This window comes from Bacillus sp. 005/A4HT-01/001, from assembly GCF_004634445.1.
Lineage (GTDB): Bacteria > Bacillota > Bacilli > Bacillales > Bacillaceae > Bacillus > Bacillus altitudinis.
Genome location: NZ_SEIZ01000002.1, coordinates 288,405 through 305,874 on the forward strand (window position 1 = coordinate 288,405; position 17,470 = coordinate 305,874).

A 17,470-nucleotide genomic window follows, 5' to 3' on the forward strand; every position below is an offset into this window, starting at 1 on the left:
CGATAAACGTTGAAGAGGACTAGTAGCTTTAGAGTCAGTATCTACAGAGAGCCGGTGCTAGCTGGAAACCGGTGTTACTTTCTAAAGTGAACTCACCTCTGAGTGTCTGCTTGAAATGATAGTAGGGCAGACCGAGTGACATTGCATCACTCGTTACCAAAATGGATGAAAGATGTCCATGAGACGGCAGCATGATTTGCCGTGAACAAGGGTGGTACCGCGAAAAACAAAGCTTTTTCGCCCCTTTGACCTAGTGAAAAGTAGTGTCATTGTGGGGTGAGAAGGCTTTTTTATATGGTCTCATATCTCTATCTTGAATGGAAAAGGGTGAAAGAACTTGACTGAAGCAAGACAAAGAGGAGGAAATCAAATGGGGACAAATGTACAAATGGAGACGGAAAAATCAAATGCACCACAAACGATGAACGGTGCACTCATGTTAATTGAAGCACTCAAAAGAGAAAAAGTAGAAGTCATTTTTGGTTATCCTGGCGGAGCCGTTTTACCGATCTACGATAAAATTTACGATTCTGGTTTATTTCATGTCCTGCCAAGACATGAGCAAGGAGCGATTCACGCAGCGGAGGGATACGCGAGAGTATCTGGTAAACCAGGCGTTGTCATTGCCACATCAGGACCGGGGGCAACAAATCTAGTCACAGGAATTGCAGATGCGATGATTGATTCACTACCTATGGTTATCTTTACTGGACAGGTGGCAACCTCAGTCATTGGATCAGATGCTTTCCAAGAAGCAGATGTACTTGGTATCACAATGCCAATCACAAAACACAGCTATCAAGTGAGACGTCCAGAAGAGTTACCAGGTGTCATTAAAGAAGCATTTCACATCGCAACAACCGGCAGACCTGGTCCAGTCTTGATTGATATTCCAAAAGATGTCGCTGGCATCGAAGGGACATTTGAATACGATCAGCCAATCGATTTGCCTGGTTATCAGCCGAAAATTGAGCCGAATTATTTGCAAATTCGCAAGTTAGTAGAAGCTGTAAGCAGAGCAAAGAAACCAGTTATTCTAGCAGGAGCTGGCGTTCTTCATGGCAAAGCGTCGGAAGAATTAAGGCAATATGTAGAGCAGCAGCAAATCCCTGTCGCTCATACATTGCTTGGACTTGGCGGATTCCCGGCAAAGCATCCTCTTTTCCTAGGAATGGCGGGTATGCACGGCACATATGCAGCGAACATGGCACTTCATCAATGTGACTTACTCATTTCAATCGGCGCTAGATTTGATGACAGGGTAACCGGCAACCTCAATCATTTTGCAAAGCATGCGAAGGTGGCTCATATTGACATCGACCCAGCGGAAATTGGTAAAAACATTCACACTCATATCCCGGTTGTTGGTGATAGTAAGCTAGTGCTTCAAGAACTGATCAAACAGGACGGGAAACAAGGTGAATCAGACGAGTGGAAGAGCCAGCTAAATCAGTGGAAGGAAGAATATCCACTCTGGTATGTCGAAAACGAAGCTGAAGGCTTTAAGCCTCAAAAGCTGATCGAATACATTCATCAATTTACAAAAGGTGAAGCCATTGTGGCAACCGATGTTGGGCAGCACCAAATGTGGGCTGCACAGTTCTATCCATTTGAAAATGCCGATAAATGGGTGACATCTGGTGGGCTTGGCACAATGGGATTTGGTTTACCGGCAGCGATTGGCGCGCAGCTAGCTGATCAAGAGGCAACGGTTGTGGCGATTTTAGGAGACGGAGGTTTCCAAATGACCCTGCAAGAACTTGCCGTTATCCGTGAGCTGAACCTTCCGGTGAAAGTGATTGTTCTCAATAATCACAGTCTTGGAATGGTAAGACAATGGCAAGAAATTTTTTACGAAGAACGCTACTCACATTCTAAATTTTCAGAGCAGCCAGACTTCGTGAAATTATCTGAAGCTTATGGCATTAAAGGGATCAGAATCTCATCAGACGAAGAGGCGCAAGAAAAACTCGAAGAAGCCTTAACCTCTAGAGAGCCTGTTTTCATCGATGTCAATGTAGCGAGAGATGAAAAAGTATTCCCGATGGTAGCACCGGGGAAAGGACTTCATGAGATGGTGGGGGTGAAACCTTGAAAAGAATTATTGTGTTGACTGTATTAAATCGATCAGGCGTACTGAACAGAATCACAGGCCTTTTTACGAAAAGACACTACAACATTGAAAGCATTACGGTCGGCCATTCTGAGATTCAAGATGTATCACGCATCACGTTCGTCGTCCATGTAGACCAAGAGAAAGACATCGAACAGCTGACAAAACAGCTGAACAAACAAATCGATGTTCTGAAAGTAACAGACATTACAAACCAATCAATCGTTCAGCGAGAGCTGGCTTTGATAAAAGTCGTATCTGCACCAGCATCTAGAATGGAGATCACGGGGGTCATTGAACCTTTTAGAGCTTCTATTGTAGATGTGAGCAGAGAGAGTGTCGTCATTCAGGTGACAGGTGAGTCTTCAAAAATTGAAGCACTCATTGAATTACTTAAGCCATACGGCATTAAAGAAGTCGCCAGAACTGGCACCACGGCCTTTGCGAGAGATAATCAGCAAAAGCCGCAAACAAATAAAACAATTTCAATTGTCTAAACAAAAGGAGAGAGTCAAATGGTAAAAGTATATTATAACGGTGATATTCAAGAAAACGTATTAAACGGTCAAAAGGTAGCTATCATTGGTTACGGATCACAAGGTCATGCACATGCATTGAACTTAAAAGAGAGCGGCGTAGATGTGATTGTCGGTGTGAGAAAAGGCGGATCTTATACAAAAGCACAAGAAGACGGTCATCAAGTATTCACAGTAAAAGAAGCAGCAGCACAAGCAGATGTCGTCATGGTATTACTTCCTGACGAACAGCAAAAGAAAGTATATGATGAAGAAATCAAAGATCAATTAGAAGCTGGCAACTCTCTTGTATTCGCACACGGATTCAACGTTCACTTCCATCAAATTGTTCCTCCAAGTGACGTAGATGTGTATCTTGTGGCTCCAAAAGGTCCAGGACATCTTGTCAGAAGAACATATGAGCAAGGCGCTGGTGTACCTGCACTATTTGCTATTTATCAAGATGTATCAGGTCAAGCGAAAGACAAAGCACTTGCTTATGCAAAAGCAATCGGCGGAGCAAGAGCAGGCGTTCTTGAAACAACATTTAAAGAAGAAACAGAAACGGATCTATTCGGTGAGCAGGCAGTTCTTTGTGGAGGTCTTACTTCATTAGTAAAAGCAGGTTTTGAAACATTAACAGAAGCTGGTTATCAGCCAGAGCTTGCATACTTCGAGTGTCTGCATGAACTGAAATTGATCGTTGACCTTATGTATGAAGAAGGATTAGAAGGTATGAGATATTCAATCTCTGATACAGCGCAGTGGGGTGACTTCGTATCAGGACCACGCGTTGTGGATGCAAAAGTAAAAGAATCAATGAAAGCAGTCTTGACTGACATCCAAAACGGAACATTCGCAAAAGAATGGATTGTTGAAAACCAAGTGAATCGTCCACGTTTCAATGCGATCAATGCAAATGAAAATGAGCACCAAATTGAAATCGTCGGAAGAAAGCTTCGTGAAATGATGCCTTTCGTTAAACAAGGAAAGAAAAAGGAAGCGGTGAGCGTCGGTGCGAAAAATTAATTTTTTTGACACAACACTTCGAGATGGAGAGCAATCACCAGGAGTGAACTTAAATGCACAAGAAAAGCTAATCATTGCTAAGCAGCTTGAGCGCCTTGGGGTTAATATTATTGAAGCGGGTTTTCCCGCTTCATCCCGAGGGGATTTCTTAGGCGTACAAGAAATTGCAAGAACGATTAAGAACTGTTCAGTTGCAGGACTTGCACGATGTGTGAAAGGTGACATTGATGCTGCATGGGACGCATTAAAAGATGGAGCTCAACCAAGAATACACGTCTTTATTGCGACTTCTGACATTCACCTCAAGCATAAGCTAAAGAAAACACGTGAAGAAGTGGTTGAACAAGCTGTTTCAATGGTGAAATACGCGAAAGAGCGCTTCCCAGTTGTTCAGTGGTCAGCAGAAGATGCATGCCGGACAGATCTTTCTTTCCTAGCAGAAATTGTAGAAAAAGTGATCGACGCAGGCGCAAGTGTCATTAACTTGCCTGATACTGTTGGATACCTAGCACCAAAAGAGTACGGAAATATCTTTAAATATATGAAGGAACACGTTCCAAATATCGATCAAGTCATCTTGTCAGCACACTGTCATGATGATTTAGGAATGGCTGTAGCGAACTCACTTGCTGCCATTGAAAATGGAGCAGATCAAATTGAAACAGCTGTCAACGGTATTGGAGAGCGCGCAGGAAATGCTGCTTTAGAAGAAATTGCAGTTGCCCTTCATATTCGCAAAGACTTTTACCAAGTCGAATCAACCATTCAGTTGAATGAAATTAAGCGCACAAGTGATGTAGTGAGCAAATACTCAGGTATGATTGTACCGCGTAATAAAGCAGTCGTTGGAAACAATGCATTTGCCCATGAATCAGGTATTCACCAAGATGGATTCCTCAAAGAAAAAACAACCTATGAAATTATCTCTCCAGAGCTTGTAGGCGTCACAACAGATGTGCTTGTCCTTGGTAAACACTCCGGAAGACACGCGTTTAAAGACCGCTTAAAAACACTCGGCTTTAAATTGACTGAAGAAGAGATCAATAAGTTCTTCGAAACTTTTAAGAACTTAACAGAGAAGAAGAAAGAAATCACAGATGATGATTTGATCTCTATTATATTAGAAGAAAAAGTAGCAGACCGTAAAATTGGCTATGAATTTGAAAGTCTTCAAGTTCACTATGGGACAGAGCAAATGCCGACCGCAACAGTCTCTCTTAAAAATCAAGAAACGCAGGAAGTCATTCAAGAAGCAGCTACAGGTGCAGGCAGTGTAGAAGCTGTGTACAACACGCTTGAGCGCTGTATGGAGGAAAGAATTCATTTGCTAGATTATCGTATTCAATCCAATGGAAAAGGCAGAGACGCACTAGCGGAAGTATATGTCACTGTTTCAATAGAAGGAAAAGAAACAGCAGGACGCGGTGTAGCGCAAGATGTGCTGGAAGCATCGGCTAAAGCTTACGTCAATGCAGTGAATAGACATTTAATCTTTAAATCAAACCTAATAGAAATTGAGAAACATCACGCCATCTCATAAGAAAGGAGGAAGGGACTCATGAAAAAGAAAATTGCACTTTTGCCCGGCGATGGAATCGGACCGGAAGTCGTCACATCAGCTGTCGCTGTCCTGAAAGAGACAGCGGCTCAATTTCAACACGAATTTGAATTCGAAACAGCTCTCATTGGCGGTATAGCGATAGATGAAAAAAACAATCCGCTCCCTAAAGAAACAGTAGAAGTGTGCAAAAGCGCAGATGCGATTTTATTAGGAGCCGTTGGCGGACCAAAGTGGGATCAAAACCCGCCAGAACTTCGCCCAGAAAAAGGCTTGCTCTCCATTCGCAAGCAGCTGGACTTATTTGCGAACATCCGCCCTGTCAAAGTATTTGATAGCTTGAGTGAGGCTTCACCGTTAAAACAAGATCACATTAGCGGAGTAGATTTCGTCATCGTTCGTGAATTAACTGGAGGCCTCTACTTTGGCGAACCAAGTGAGCGCTACACGGATGATGAAGGAAAAGAAGCTGCGGTTGATACACTTCTTTATACAAAGGAAGAGATTGTTCGTGTATTAAAAGAAGCGTTCGACATGGCATTAACGAGACGGAAAAAAGTAACGTCTGTGGATAAAGCAAATGTTCTCGCTTCGAGTAAACTATGGCGGGATGCGGTAGAAGAAGTTGCATCCCAATATCCAGATGTCGCATATGAGCACATGCTCGTCGATAATGCCGCGATGCAGCTGATTTATAAGCCCGCTCAATTTGATGTCATCGTGACAGAGAATATGTTTGGTGACATTTTAAGTGACGAAGCATCTATGATTACTGGCTCACTCGGCATGCTGCCATCTGCTAGTTTATCAAGCACCGGCCTTCATTTATATGAGCCGATTCATGGTTCAGCACCCGATATTGCGGGGCAAAATGTCGCAAACCCTCTGGCTACTATATTGTCAGCAGCCAGCTTGCTTAGAACATCCTTTGCTTTAGAAGAAGAAGCGGCTGCAATTGAAGCAGCTGTGGAAGCCGTCCTTGCCTCTGGCAAACGAACAAAGGACCTAGCATCAAAAGAGGGAACGTATGAAACGACTGATGATATCACGAAAGCCGTTGTAGATGCACTCAAACAACGGGCGAAAACCATTGTATAAATAGAAATCTTGTTGAATTAGGTAGAGGGAGGAAAAAGGGTTATGCCTCGAACAATCATCGAAAAAATATGGGATCAGCATGTTGTCAAAAATGGCGAGGGAAAACCAGACCTTTTATATATTGATCTGCACTTGGTGCATGAGGTGACGTCACCTCAAGCATTTGAAGGATTAAGACAAAAAGGGCGCAAGGTGCGAAGACCACAAAACACATTTGCGACGATGGATCACAACATTCCGACTGTGAATCGATTTGTGATCAAAGATGAGATTGCGAAGAAGCAAGTCAGTGCTCTAGAGCGCAACTGTGCTGAATTTGGGGTCCGTCTAGCTGACCTTCACAGTGTAGACCAAGGAATCGTTCATGTCGTTGGACCAGAGCTTGGTTTAACACTTCCGGGGAAAACAATCGTGTGTGGAGATAGTCATACATCTACTCATGGCGCATTTGGTGCACTTGCCTTTGGGATTGGCACAAGTGAGGTTGAGCATGTGCTTTCCACACAAACACTTTGGCAGCAGCGTCCGAAGACACTAGAAATTAGAGTAGACGGAACGCTTCAAAAAGGGGTAACAGCCAAAGATGTCATTTTAGCAGTCATTGGCGCACATGGCGTGAAGTTCGGTTCAGGTTATGTCATTGAATACACTGGGGAAGTATTCAGAAACATGTCAATGGATGAGCGGATGACCGTTTGTAATATGTCAATTGAAGCAGGCGCAAGAGCAGGATTGATCGCACCTGATGAAGTGACCTTTGAATATTGCCGCGGACGCAAATACGCACCGCAGGGTGAAGATTTCGAAGCAGCGATAAAAGAATGGAAAGAACTAAGAACAGATCCGGGTGCGACCTATGATAAAACCATTGTTTTAGATGGAAATCATATTTCACCAATGGTCACGTGGGGAATTAACCCAGGAATGGTGCTCCCTGTGGATGCAGCAATTCCAGGACCTGAAGATTTTGCACAAGAAGATGACCAAAAAGAAGCAAAACGTGCTTATGAATACATGGGGGTTCACCCACATCAGCGTATTGAAGATATTACGATTGAGCATGTGTTTATTGGCTCATGTACGAACTCAAGAATGACTGATTTACGCCAAGCCGCTTCTATGATTGAAGGACAAAAAGTAGCTGATCATGTCAGAGCGATTGTGGTTCCCGGCTCACAAAGTGTCAAACTGCAAGCAGAAGAAGAAGGTCTTCATAAAATTTTCCTAGAAGCAGGATTTGAATGGAGAGAATCTGGCTGTAGTATGTGCCTCAGCATGAATAACGATGTGGTGCCAGAAGGTGAACGCTGTGCATCCACATCAAACCGTAACTTTGAGGGACGTCAAGGGAAGGGTGCAAGAACGCATCTTGTCAGCCCGGCAATGGCTGCAATGGCTGCCATACATGGCCGATTTGTCGATGTCAGGAAGTTTAATCAAGAGAAAACAGTCGTGTAAGGAGTTGTGTCATAGATGGAGCCTTTAGTCACTCATAAAGGAAAAGCCGCTGTGCTTAACCGTATAAATGTAGATACAGATCAAATCATTCCGAAACAGTTTTTGAAAAGAATCGAACGAACAGGATATGGCCGATTTGCCTTTTTTGACTGGCGATATTTAGCAGATGGTAGTCCGAATCCAGATTTTGAACTCAATCAGCCGATTTATGAAGGAGCCTCTATTTTGATCGCAGGCGAAAACTTTGGCTGCGGGTCATCAAGGGAACATGCGCCTTGGGCGCTTGATGATTATGGTTTCAAAATTGTCATTGCCCCATCTTTCGCCGATATTTTTCATCAAAACTGTTTTAAAAACGGGATGCTTCCAATTCGTCTTGATTATGATGTGTGGAAAACGTTTGCTGCATCATATGAAAACAAAGGATATGAAATGACAGTTGATCTGGAAAAACAACAGATTCAAGACCATGAAGGGAATGTTACTCCTTTCGATGTAGATCCACACTGGAGAGAAATGCTCCTGAATGGCTATGATGAGATTTCATTAACATTGTTACTAGAAGATGAGATTCAAGCATTTGAAGAAAAACGTAGCAGCTGGCTGCGTGCATAAACAACGAGAAGCCGTCCCCGTGGTGTGACGGCTTCTTTTTTGCATGAAAACCTCTCGTTACTTGTGTTTACTAACATTCGTTGGTAAACTGATAAAAAATATGCGCCCGAAAGGAACGTAAGCATGAAACATGACAAGAAGAAAGATAATGTCATTTTGTTTCCTGGTCTGAAAGAAAGACTGATTGAAAAAGGAATGGCAGCATTAAAAGATAAACAGTATCAAGAGGCGCTTCACTTATTTTCAGAAGCGAAATCGTATGATGACGATGAAGAATCCGATATTCATCTCGGTATGGCGATTTGTTTTCTAGAGCTTGGTGAGCTGCAGGATGCAAAGCGAGTCTGTGAAAAGATGCTACATGAAGGATATGGCCACTATTTCACTGTGCTTCAAGTATATATGACCATCTTAATTCAGCTGAAAGAGTACGAGGAAGTCAAACAAACAATTGAGGCTGTCCTTGAAGAAAATCACCTTCCAGCAGAAAGCGCGGAGCATTTTTATAAACTGCTTGAATTTAGCAGAAAGATGATTGAATCACCAGAAGAGATTTTAGATGAAGACGAGGAAGGCAGCGGAGAAATCAATATAGATGAAATGCTCGAGCGGCCAGAAGAGCAGGTGCAGTTCATCCATTCGCTGAAAGACCGAAACATCACGCCGCATATGGGTCTATTAAATACGATCCTACAAAAGCCTGATGGAAACCCTTTGGTCAAATCATTGATCCTGCAACTTCTGTCAGATCATGATGTGGCAAAGCCGGTTCATGTGACGAAGTTCGGTGATTCTTTAACGCTTGTTCCTTCTGGGGCTGTCAAGCCAGAGCAAATGCCACTGCTTCAGCAAGTCCTTCGAAAGCTCGATGACACTCTCGGCAATGAGAACCCAACCCTTTACCAAGGGGTTGAAGAGTTATGGCGCCGGCACTTATTTGTGCTATATCCATTTCTTCCTAAATATACGGATCCGAATCTTTGGGCTGCGGCACTTCATAAAGTCGGCTATGAAATGCATGGAATCGAGATTGACCTCGAAGAATTGCATTTATTGTATGATTTTAACGAACGAGAGCTGAGAGAAGCTTGTACAATGCTGAAAGATATTGAAGAAATTTCTTATTTGTAATTTGTCGATTTAGTTGAAAGACGGACTTGTTATGTTATAATATAATGGTTGTATTTGTGCATATATCGTGCGGTTGTAAGATTCCAACGGTTGAAAGACGTTATGTATAATCAAGTCAAATGTTGTATACATAAGACCGCTTCTTTAGCGGAGTGCGTGGTTTTTGATTGGACGAAGTCTTTATGATGCTTTAGAATGTAACAACGCACAATCTGAATAGATTTTTGGAGGGAAACACACATGTCAGTAAAATGGGAAAAACAAGAAGGTAACGAAGGTGTCTTAACAGTAGAAGTTGACGCTGAAACATTTAACAAAGCACTTGATGATGCATTTAAGAAAGTAGTTAAGCAAGTATCAATCCCTGGATTCCGTAAAGGGAAAGTACCACGTGGTCTTTTCGAGCAGCGTTTTGGAGTAGAATCTCTTTATCAAGATGCACTAGATATTCTTCTTCCAGTTGAATATCCGAAAGCAATCGACGAAGCTGGTATCGAGCCGGTTGACCGCCCTGAAATCGATGTTGAGAAAATCGAAAAAGGCGAAAGCTTAATCTTCACTGCAAAAGTAACAGTGAAGCCAGAAGTAAAACTTGGTGACTACAAAGGTCTTAACGTAGAAAAAGACGACACATCTGTATCTGATGAAGATGTCCAAGAAGAGTTAAAAGCTATGCAAAACCGTCAAGCTGAGCTTGTTGTCAAAGAAGAAGGCGCAATCGAAAACGGCGATACAGTTGTTCTAGATTTCGAAGGATTCGTTGATGGAGAAGCATTCGAAGGCGGAAAAGCTGAGAACTACTCTCTTGAAGTAGGTTCTGGTTCATTCATCCCTGGTTTCGAAGAGCAATTGGTTGGTCTTGAAGCAGGTGCAGAAAAAGACGTTGAAGTGACATTCCCAGAAGAATATCATGCTGAAGACCTTGCAGGTAAACCAGCTGTATTCAAAGTGAAAATTCATGAAATCAAAGCAAAAGAACTTCCAGCACTTGACGATGAGTTCGCTAAAGATGTTGATGAAGAAGTAGAAACGATTGCTGAATTAACTGAAAAAACGAAGAAACGTCTTGAAGAAGCAAAAGAAAACGAAGCAGAAGGCAAACTTCGTGAAGAACTAGTAGCAAAAGCTTCTGAAAATGCGGAAGTTGACGTTCCTCAAGCGATGGTTGACACTGAGCTAGACCGCATGATGAAAGAATTCGAACAACGTCTTCAAATGCAAGGGATGAACCTTGAGCTTTACTTCCAGTTCTCTGGACAAGATGAAGATGCGCTAAAAGAGCAAATGAAAGAAGATGCTGCTAAACGCGTAAAATCTAATCTTACTCTTGAAGCAATTGCTGCTGCAGAAGACCTACAAGTGTCTGATGAAGAAGTGGAAGAAGAACTTTCAAAAATGGCTGAAGCATACAACATGCCAGTTGAAAATATCAAACAAGCGATCGGTTCTACTGAAGCAATGAAAGAAGATTTAAAAGTTCGTAAAGCAATTGATTTTCTTGTAGAAAACCGTTAATATGGTGCATAATAATAAAACAGGGCGCGAGTGACTCGTGCCTTGTTTTGTACAATTTTTGACTTATCATCGCTTCTTTTGGAAACGATAGTGTAAGTCGCATCTTTCTGTCATACATATCTCAATGTGCAGTGTTACAAACACATCATTACCGTCTTTTAGGAAAGTATGGTAAAATGCATACATACTGGACCCAGAAGGGTAGCTGACTGTTAGCTACAGGCAAGTGAAGAAGAATAAGGGGTGAAAGAATGTTTAAATTCAACGAGGAAAAAGGTCAATTAAAATGCTCGTTTTGCGGAAAAACGCAAGATCAAGTGCGTAAACTGGTCGCAGGACCTGGCGTATATATATGTGATGAATGTATCGAGCTTTGCACGGAAATAGTTGAAGAAGAGCTCGGTACTGAGGAAGAAGTTGAATTCAAGGATGTTCCGAAACCTCATGAAATCCGGGAAATTCTTGATGAATATGTCATCGGACAAGAGAATGCGAAGAAATCCTTAGCTGTAGCGGTTTATAACCATTACAAGCGGATTAATTCCAACAGTAAGATTGATGATGTTGAGCTTTCGAAAAGTAACATTTCTATGATTGGACCTACAGGAAGCGGTAAAACATTACTTGCTCAAACACTTGCACGTATTTTAAATGTTCCATTTGCGATTGCAGATGCGACGTCTTTAACAGAAGCAGGTTACGTTGGGGAAGACGTAGAGAATATTTTACTAAAGCTGATCCAAGCAGCAGATTATGATGTAGAAAAAGCTGAAAAAGGCATTATCTACATCGATGAGATCGATAAAGTAGCAAGAAAATCAGAAAACCCTTCTATCACTCGTGATGTATCTGGGGAAGGTGTACAGCAAGCCCTTTTGAAAATTCTTGAAGGAACAGTCGCTAGTGTACCGCCTCAAGGTGGACGTAAACATCCTCATCAAGAATTCATTCAAATTGATACAACAAATATCCTCTTCATTTGTGGTGGAGCCTTTGACGGCATTGAGCAAATTATCAAACGCCGCCTAGGTCAAAAAGTGATTGGATTCGGTGCGGAAAATAAAATTGAAGATCTTGAAAAAGAAGTCCTTCTATCAAAAGTTCTGCCAGAAGACTTACTTCGCTTCGGTTTAATCCCAGAATTCATCGGTCGTCTTCCGGTTATTGCAAGCCTAGAGCCGTTAGATGAAAAAGCACTTGTAGAAATCTTGACGAAGCCTAAAAATGCGCTCGTTAAGCAATATACAAAAATGCTTGAGCTTGATGATGTTGAGCTTGAGTTTGAAGAAGATGCTCTTAGCGAAATTGCGAAAAAAGCAATTGAGCGTAAAACAGGAGCACGTGGTCTTCGCTCCATCATTGAAGGCATCATGCTTGATGTGATGTTTGATCTTCCATCTCGTGATGATATTGAGAAATGTGTCATTACTGGTGAAACGGTTGCTGATGGTGAGCCGCCACGTCTTGTCTTAAAAGACGGTACAGTCGTGAATAAAGATACAAAAACATCGGCATAAGCCCATTTGAATGACTCCTGAATCTTTTGATTCAGGAGTTTTTTATTTATCGTGGAAGTTGTGTTTATTCCGTCCAGCTCTAGGAAATACTAGCAGACAGAAACCAATACATAACGATAGATGAAGGAGGGAGCACCGATTGAGCTGGACAGGAATCGTATTATTCATACAACTGTTCTTTGGTATCGTCATCGGGTTGTACTTTTGGAACTTACTGAAAAATCAGCGCACACAAAAGGTGACGATCGATAAAGAATCAAAAAAAGAAATGGAAGCACTCAGAAAGATGCGATCCATTAAACTGAGTGAACCTTTATCAGAGAGAGTCCGGCCAAAGGGGTTTCAAGATATTGTAGGGCAGGAAGATGGTATACGTGCACTTAAAGCTGCCCTGTGTGGACCGAACCCGCAACATGTCATCGTCTACGGGCCGCCTGGTGTTGGAAAAACAGCTGCTGCCCGTCTAGTGATGGAAGAGGCGAAGCGTCACGCTGATTCACCATTTAAAAAAGATGCAGTATTTGTTGAGCTTGATGCCACAACGGCAAGATTTGATGAACGAGGCATCGCAGACCCCTTGATTGGTTCTGTACATGATCCCATTTATCAAGGAGCAGGGGCCATGGGACAGGCCGGCATTCCGCAGCCGAAACAAGGAGCCGTCACACATGCTCATGGGGGCGTTCTCTTTATCGATGAAATTGGAGAACTGCATCCGATTCAAATGAACAAAATGCTCAAAGTGCTAGAAGATCGAAAAGTGTTTTTAGACAGTGCTTATTACAGTGAAGAAAATACGCAAATCCCGAATCACATCCATGATATTTTTCAAAATGGGTTGCCCGCTGATTTTCGACTGATTGGCGCTACAACAAGAACACCGGACGAAATTCCGCCGGCTATTCGATCAAGATGTTTGGAGATTTTCTTCAAGGATTTGGATCAGCATGAGCTGAAAATTGTTGCAGCTAAAGCAGTCGAGAAAATACAGAAGGAATTAAGTGACGAAGGACTGAACCTGTTAACATCTTATGTGAAAAATGGACGTGAAGCGGTCAACATGGTACAGATCGCCGCAGGTATGGCTGTCACTGAAAACCGAAAAGATATTACGATCGCCGATGTAGAATGGGTCATTCATTCAAGCCAGCTGACACCAAGATATGAACAAAAAGTACCGGAAAAGCCAAAGGTAGGAGTAGTAAATGGTCTTGCCGTGTATGGACCGAACAGCGGGGCTCTGCTTGAAATTGAAGTGAACATTTGTAAAGCGCTTGAAAAAGGCAGTATCAATATTACAGGTATTGCGGAAGAAGAAAGCATCGGCAATCAGTCTAAATCGATCAGACGGAAAAGTATGGCGAAGGGCTCAGTTGAAAATGTCTTAACCGTGCTTCGAAACTTAGGCATACGAACAAATGAATATGATATCCACATTAATTTTCCGGCTGGTGCCCCGATTGATGGGCCATCTGCTGGAATTGCGATGGCCACAGCCATTTTCTCAGCCATTCATCAAATCCCGATTAATCATTTAACGGCGATGACCGGTGAGATTGGATTACAAGGTCAGGTGAAGCCGATTGGCGGTGTCATACCAAAAATCAAGGCAGCCAAACAAGCGGGTGTCAAAACAGTGATCATCCCTTATGACAATCAGCAGTCGATCTTAAAAGAGATTGAAGGGGTTACGATTGTGCCTGTTAAGCATTTCCAAGAAGTGCTGGATCAGTGTTTGGTCAATCCGCCAGATGAGAAGAAAGATGGACTAGAAGAAGAAATGAAAAGGAAATCTGTTTAATCCCCATCTCATATGGGGATTTTTTAGTGAAATAGATCTTTTTTTCTTTTTCAAGATAAAAAGAAAGGGTATACTACGGTAAGATCATCATTTCTCAAGTCTTTTACATTGTACAAGACTGAAACAGGTATATTATAATGATTCATACTAGTGACGGAGGTGTCTATCAACATGGCAGATGAAATCAAAAAGAATGTTCCGCTCCTTCCACTGCGAGGCTTGCTTGTTTATCCAACAATGGTCTTGCATTTGGACGTTGGGCGCGAAAAGTCTGTTCAAGCATTAGAACAGGCCATGATGAACGATCATATGATTTTTCTAGCAACACAGCGGGAAATTTCAATAGATGAACCAGGTGAAGAGGAAATTTTCAAAGTCGGCACCTACACAAAAATTAAACAAATGCTGAAGCTGCCAAATGGAACGATCCGTGTGCTCGTCGAAGGCTTAAATCGAGCGCAGATCGAATCCTACATGGAGCTAGAAGACTATACGTCAGTCGATATTAAAGAGTTGACAGAAGAAGAATTAAAGGACGCAGAAGCAGAAGCACTCATGCGCACTTTGTTAGATCACTTTGATCAGTACATAAAAATTTCAAAAAAAATCTCAGCTGAAACATATGCAACGGTGACGGATATTGAAGAACCTGGACGAATGGCGGATATCGTCGCTTCCCACCTTCCTTTGAAATTAAAAGACAAGCAAGAAGTGCTGGAAACAGTCGATGTCAAAAAACGGTTGAATCGGGTCATCAGTCTCATTCACAATGAAAAAGAAGTGCTAGAGATTGAAAAGAAAATTGGCCAGCGTGTCAAACGTTCAATGGAGCGAACGCAAAAAGAATATTATTTGCGCGAACAAATGAAAGCTATTCAAAAAGAGCTTGGAGACAAAGAGGGGAAAACAGGCGAAGTCAGTACGCTTATGGCTAAAATTGAAGAGTCCGGCATGCCAGATTCCGTTCGTGAAACGGCTTTAAAAGAACTGAACCGTTATGAAAAAATCCCTTCAAGCTCTGCTGAGAGTTCTGTCATTCGCAATTATATTGATTGGCTGATCAATCTGCCGTGGGGCACTTATACAGAAGATCGTCTAGATTTAAAGCTTGCAAGCGAAATTTTAGATGACGAGCACCACGGGCTTGAAAAAGTAAAAGAGCGGGTACTCGAATATCTTGCTGTTCAAAAACTAACAAATTCATTAAAGGGACCGATTCTTTGCTTGGCAGGACCTCCTGGGGTAGGGAAGACGTCACTTGCAAAATCCATTGCTAAATCACTTGATCGAAAGTTTATCCGTATCTCTCTTGGCGGTGTACGTGATGAATCTGAGATCCGTGGTCATCGAAGAACCTATGTAGGTGCGATGCCGGGCCGTATCATTCGCGGGATGAGCAAGGCGGGCACAATGAATCCGGTCTTTCTTTTAGATGAAATTGATAAAATGTCTTCTGACTTTAGGGGAGATCCGTCTTCTGCGATGCTTGAAGTGTTAGATCCAGAGCAAAATCATAATTTTAGCGATCATTATATTGAAGAGACATTTGATTTGTCTCAAGTCTTATTTATCGCAACTGCCAACAATTTAGCAACCATTCCGGGTCCACTTCGTGATAGAATGGAGATTATCACGATTGCAGGGTATACGGAAGTTGAAAAAGCAGAAATTGTGAAAGATCACCTTCTGCCGAAGCAGCTAAAGGAGCACGGATTAAAGAAAGGGAACTTGCAGCTTCGTGAAGCAGCGATTTACGATATGATTCGCTATTACACGAGAGAAGCAGGAGTCCGCGGGTTAGAGCGTCAGCTAGCGGCGATTTGCCGAAAAGCGGCAAGAGCAATTGTGGCTGAAGACCGCAAACGTATCACAGTGACGGAAAAGAACTTATCTGAATTCCTCGGAAAAAGACTTTACCGTTATGGTCAGGCGGAAACGACCGATCAGGTCGGCGTTGTCACAGGCCTTGCATATACCACAGTTGGCGGAGACACCTTGTCCATCGAGGTCTCACTCTCGCCTGGTAAAGGCAAGCTTTTGCTAACAGGTAAGCTCGGTGATGTCATGAGAGAATCTGCGCAGGCGGCATTCAGTTATATCCGTTCAAAAGCAGATGAACTGAACATTGATCCTCAATTTAATGAAAAGCACGATATTCATATCCATGTTCCAGAGGGTGCGGTTCCAAAGGACGGGCCATCAGCTGGTATTACCATTGCGACGGCTCTTGTATCAGCACTCACAGGACGTCCTGTTTCAAAAGAGGTTGGCATGACAGGAGAAATTACGTTAAGAGGAAGAGTGCTTCCGATTGGCGGATTAAAAGAAAAAGCATTAGGCGCACATCGTGCAGGACTGAAAACGATTATTCTTCCAAAGGACAATGAGAAGGATATTGATGATATTCCTGAAAGTGTGAGAGAAGGATTAACTTTTATTCCGGTTTCACATTTAGATGAGGTGCTTGAGAAAGCGTTAGTAGGAGAGGGAAGATGAAAGTAACAAAATCAGATATCGTCATTAGTGCGGTGAAACCAGAGCAGTACCCGAGCGGGGGACTGCCTGAGATCGCACTTGCTGGACGATCAAATGTTGGAAAGTCCTCGTTCATTAACTCATTGATTAATCGGAAAAATTTAGCGCGTACGTCTTCTAAACCAGGAAAGACCCAGACGCTTAATTTTTACATTATTAATGATATGCTCCATTTTGTGGACGTCCCCGGTTATGGCTTTGCGAAAGTATCAAAAACAGAGCGCGAAGCATGGGGGAGAATGATCGAAACGTATATTACAATGCGTGAAGAGTTAAAAGCAGTCGTCCAAATTGTGGATCTGCGTCATAAACCATCCGCAGATGATGTGAACATGTATGAATTTCTTAAATATTATGGAGTTCCTGTGATCATTATTGCAACAAAGGCCGATAAAATTCCAAAAGGCAAATGGGAAAAGCATGCGAAAGTCGTCAAACAGACACTCGACATTGACCCTTCAGATGAATTAATCCTTTTCTCTTCTGAAACAAAAAAGGGAAAAGATGAAGCATGGAATGCGATCCTTGCGAAGATTAACAGCTAAGAAGATAATAAAAAGTTGTAAGAAAACATTTGTTTTCTTA

General features: G+C 42.4%; 13 protein-coding genes and 1 other annotated feature. All 13 genes read left to right on the forward strand.

The genetic code is table 11. The features are described from left to right. Positions 1 to 248 (forward strand) — a binding site (T-box leader). Positions 249 to 370: 122 nt separating this feature from the next. The 13 genes from ilvB to yihA all read left to right on the forward strand — a co-directional run bounded on the left by ilvB (position 371) and on the right by yihA (position 17,430). Next, positions 371 to 2,095 carry an acetolactate synthase large subunit gene (gene ilvB, locus ES896_RS07070; protein WP_008342854.1) on the forward strand — a complete coding sequence of 575 codons (1,725 nt, stop codon included), beginning with the start codon at positions 371 to 373 and terminating at the stop codon, positions 2,093 to 2,095. Then, positions 2,092 to 2,610, forward strand: coding sequence for an acetolactate synthase small subunit (gene ilvN / locus ES896_RS07075; protein ID WP_007501584.1), 519 nt, complete (start codon positions 2,092 to 2,094; stop codon positions 2,608 to 2,610). Before ilvB ends, ilvN begins: the two co-directional genes overlap by 4 nt. Positions 2,611 to 2,628: 18 nt before the next feature. Next, positions 2,629 to 3,657 (forward strand): ketol-acid reductoisomerase, encoded by a 1,029-nt coding sequence (gene ilvC / locus ES896_RS07080; protein WP_007501581.1) that lies wholly within the window; start codon positions 2,629 to 2,631, stop codon positions 3,655 to 3,657. Further along, positions 3,644 to 5,197, forward strand: coding sequence for a 2-isopropylmalate synthase (locus ES896_RS07085; RefSeq protein ID WP_008342850.1), 1,554 nt, complete (start codon positions 3,644 to 3,646; stop codon positions 5,195 to 5,197). Before ilvC ends, ES896_RS07085 begins: the two co-directional genes overlap by 14 nt. Before the next feature lie 18 nt (positions 5,198 to 5,215). Further along, a complete protein-coding gene (leuB, locus tag ES896_RS07090) occupies positions 5,216 to 6,313 on the forward strand; it encodes a 3-isopropylmalate dehydrogenase (protein ID WP_007501577.1) in 1,098 nt (365 codons plus the stop codon). A gap of 42 nt (positions 6,314 to 6,355) precedes the next feature. Continuing rightward, on the forward strand, positions 6,356 to 7,771 hold the full coding sequence (gene leuC / locus ES896_RS07095) for a 3-isopropylmalate dehydratase large subunit (RefSeq protein WP_041090960.1): 1,416 nt from the start codon (positions 6,356 to 6,358) through the stop codon (positions 7,769 to 7,771). Positions 7,772 to 7,786: 15 nt separating this feature from the next. Next, complete coding sequence (gene leuD, locus ES896_RS07100) at positions 7,787 to 8,386, forward strand: 3-isopropylmalate dehydratase small subunit (RefSeq protein ID WP_008342843.1); 600 nt, start codon at positions 7,787 to 7,789, stop codon at positions 8,384 to 8,386. Between the two features lie 123 nt (positions 8,387 to 8,509). Then, on the forward strand, positions 8,510 to 9,517 hold the full coding sequence (ddcA, locus tag ES896_RS07105) for a DNA damage checkpoint antagonist DdcA (RefSeq protein ID WP_035391221.1): 1,008 nt from the start codon (positions 8,510 to 8,512) through the stop codon (positions 9,515 to 9,517). A 240-nt stretch (positions 9,518 to 9,757) separates the two neighbouring features. After that, the gene (gene tig, locus ES896_RS07110) at positions 9,758 to 11,032 is read left to right on the forward strand and encodes a trigger factor (protein ID WP_017358146.1); all 1,275 of its coding nucleotides are present in this window, start codon (positions 9,758 to 9,760) and stop codon (positions 11,030 to 11,032) included. A 251-nt stretch (positions 11,033 to 11,283) separates the two neighbouring features. Then, positions 11,284 to 12,549 (forward strand): ATP-dependent protease ATP-binding subunit ClpX, encoded by a 1,266-nt coding sequence (gene clpX, locus ES896_RS07115; protein ID WP_017358145.1) that lies wholly within the window; start codon positions 11,284 to 11,286, stop codon positions 12,547 to 12,549. 139 nt (positions 12,550 to 12,688) lie between these two features. Then, positions 12,689 to 14,350, forward strand: a complete 1,662-nt coding sequence (lonB, locus tag ES896_RS07120; protein WP_056705882.1) for an ATP-dependent protease LonB — start codon at positions 12,689 to 12,691, stop codon at positions 14,348 to 14,350. Between the two features lie 171 nt (positions 14,351 to 14,521). Continuing rightward, positions 14,522 to 16,846: an endopeptidase La gene (lon, locus tag ES896_RS07125; protein WP_007501564.1), complete on the forward strand. Its 2,325-nt coding sequence runs from the start codon at positions 14,522 to 14,524 to the stop codon at positions 16,844 to 16,846. Beyond that, on the forward strand, positions 16,843 to 17,430 hold the full coding sequence (yihA, locus tag ES896_RS07130; RefSeq protein ID WP_007501562.1) for a ribosome biogenesis GTP-binding protein YihA/YsxC: 588 nt from the start codon (positions 16,843 to 16,845) through the stop codon (positions 17,428 to 17,430). Before lon ends, yihA begins: the two co-directional genes overlap by 4 nt. The last annotated feature ends 40 nt before the right edge of the window (positions 17,431 to 17,470 follow it).

Bases quoted from the DNA above. Each gene is read 5' to 3' on its own strand.
- ilvB (WP_008342854.1), top strand. From the start codon at position 371: ATGGGGACAAATGTACAAATGGAGACGGAAAAATCAAATGCACCACAA.
- ilvC (WP_007501581.1), top strand. From the start codon at position 2,629: ATGGTAAAAGTATATTATAACGGTGATATTCAAGAAAACGTATTAAAC.
- leuB (WP_007501577.1), top strand. From the start codon at position 5,216: ATGAAAAAGAAAATTGCACTTTTGCCCGGCGATGGAATCGGACCGGAA.
- leuC (WP_041090960.1), top strand. From the start codon at position 6,356: ATGCCTCGAACAATCATCGAAAAAATATGGGATCAGCATGTTGTCAAA.
- leuD (WP_008342843.1), top strand. From the start codon at position 7,787: ATGGAGCCTTTAGTCACTCATAAAGGAAAAGCCGCTGTGCTTAACCGT.
- ddcA (WP_035391221.1), top strand. From the start codon at position 8,510: ATGAAACATGACAAGAAGAAAGATAATGTCATTTTGTTTCCTGGTCTG.
- tig (WP_017358146.1), top strand. From the start codon at position 9,758: ATGTCAGTAAAATGGGAAAAACAAGAAGGTAACGAAGGTGTCTTAACA.
- clpX (WP_017358145.1), top strand. From the start codon at position 11,284: ATGTTTAAATTCAACGAGGAAAAAGGTCAATTAAAATGCTCGTTTTGC.
- lon (WP_007501564.1), top strand. From the start codon at position 14,522: ATGGCAGATGAAATCAAAAAGAATGTTCCGCTCCTTCCACTGCGAGGC.
- yihA (WP_007501562.1), top strand. From the start codon at position 16,843: ATGAAAGTAACAAAATCAGATATCGTCATTAGTGCGGTGAAACCAGAG.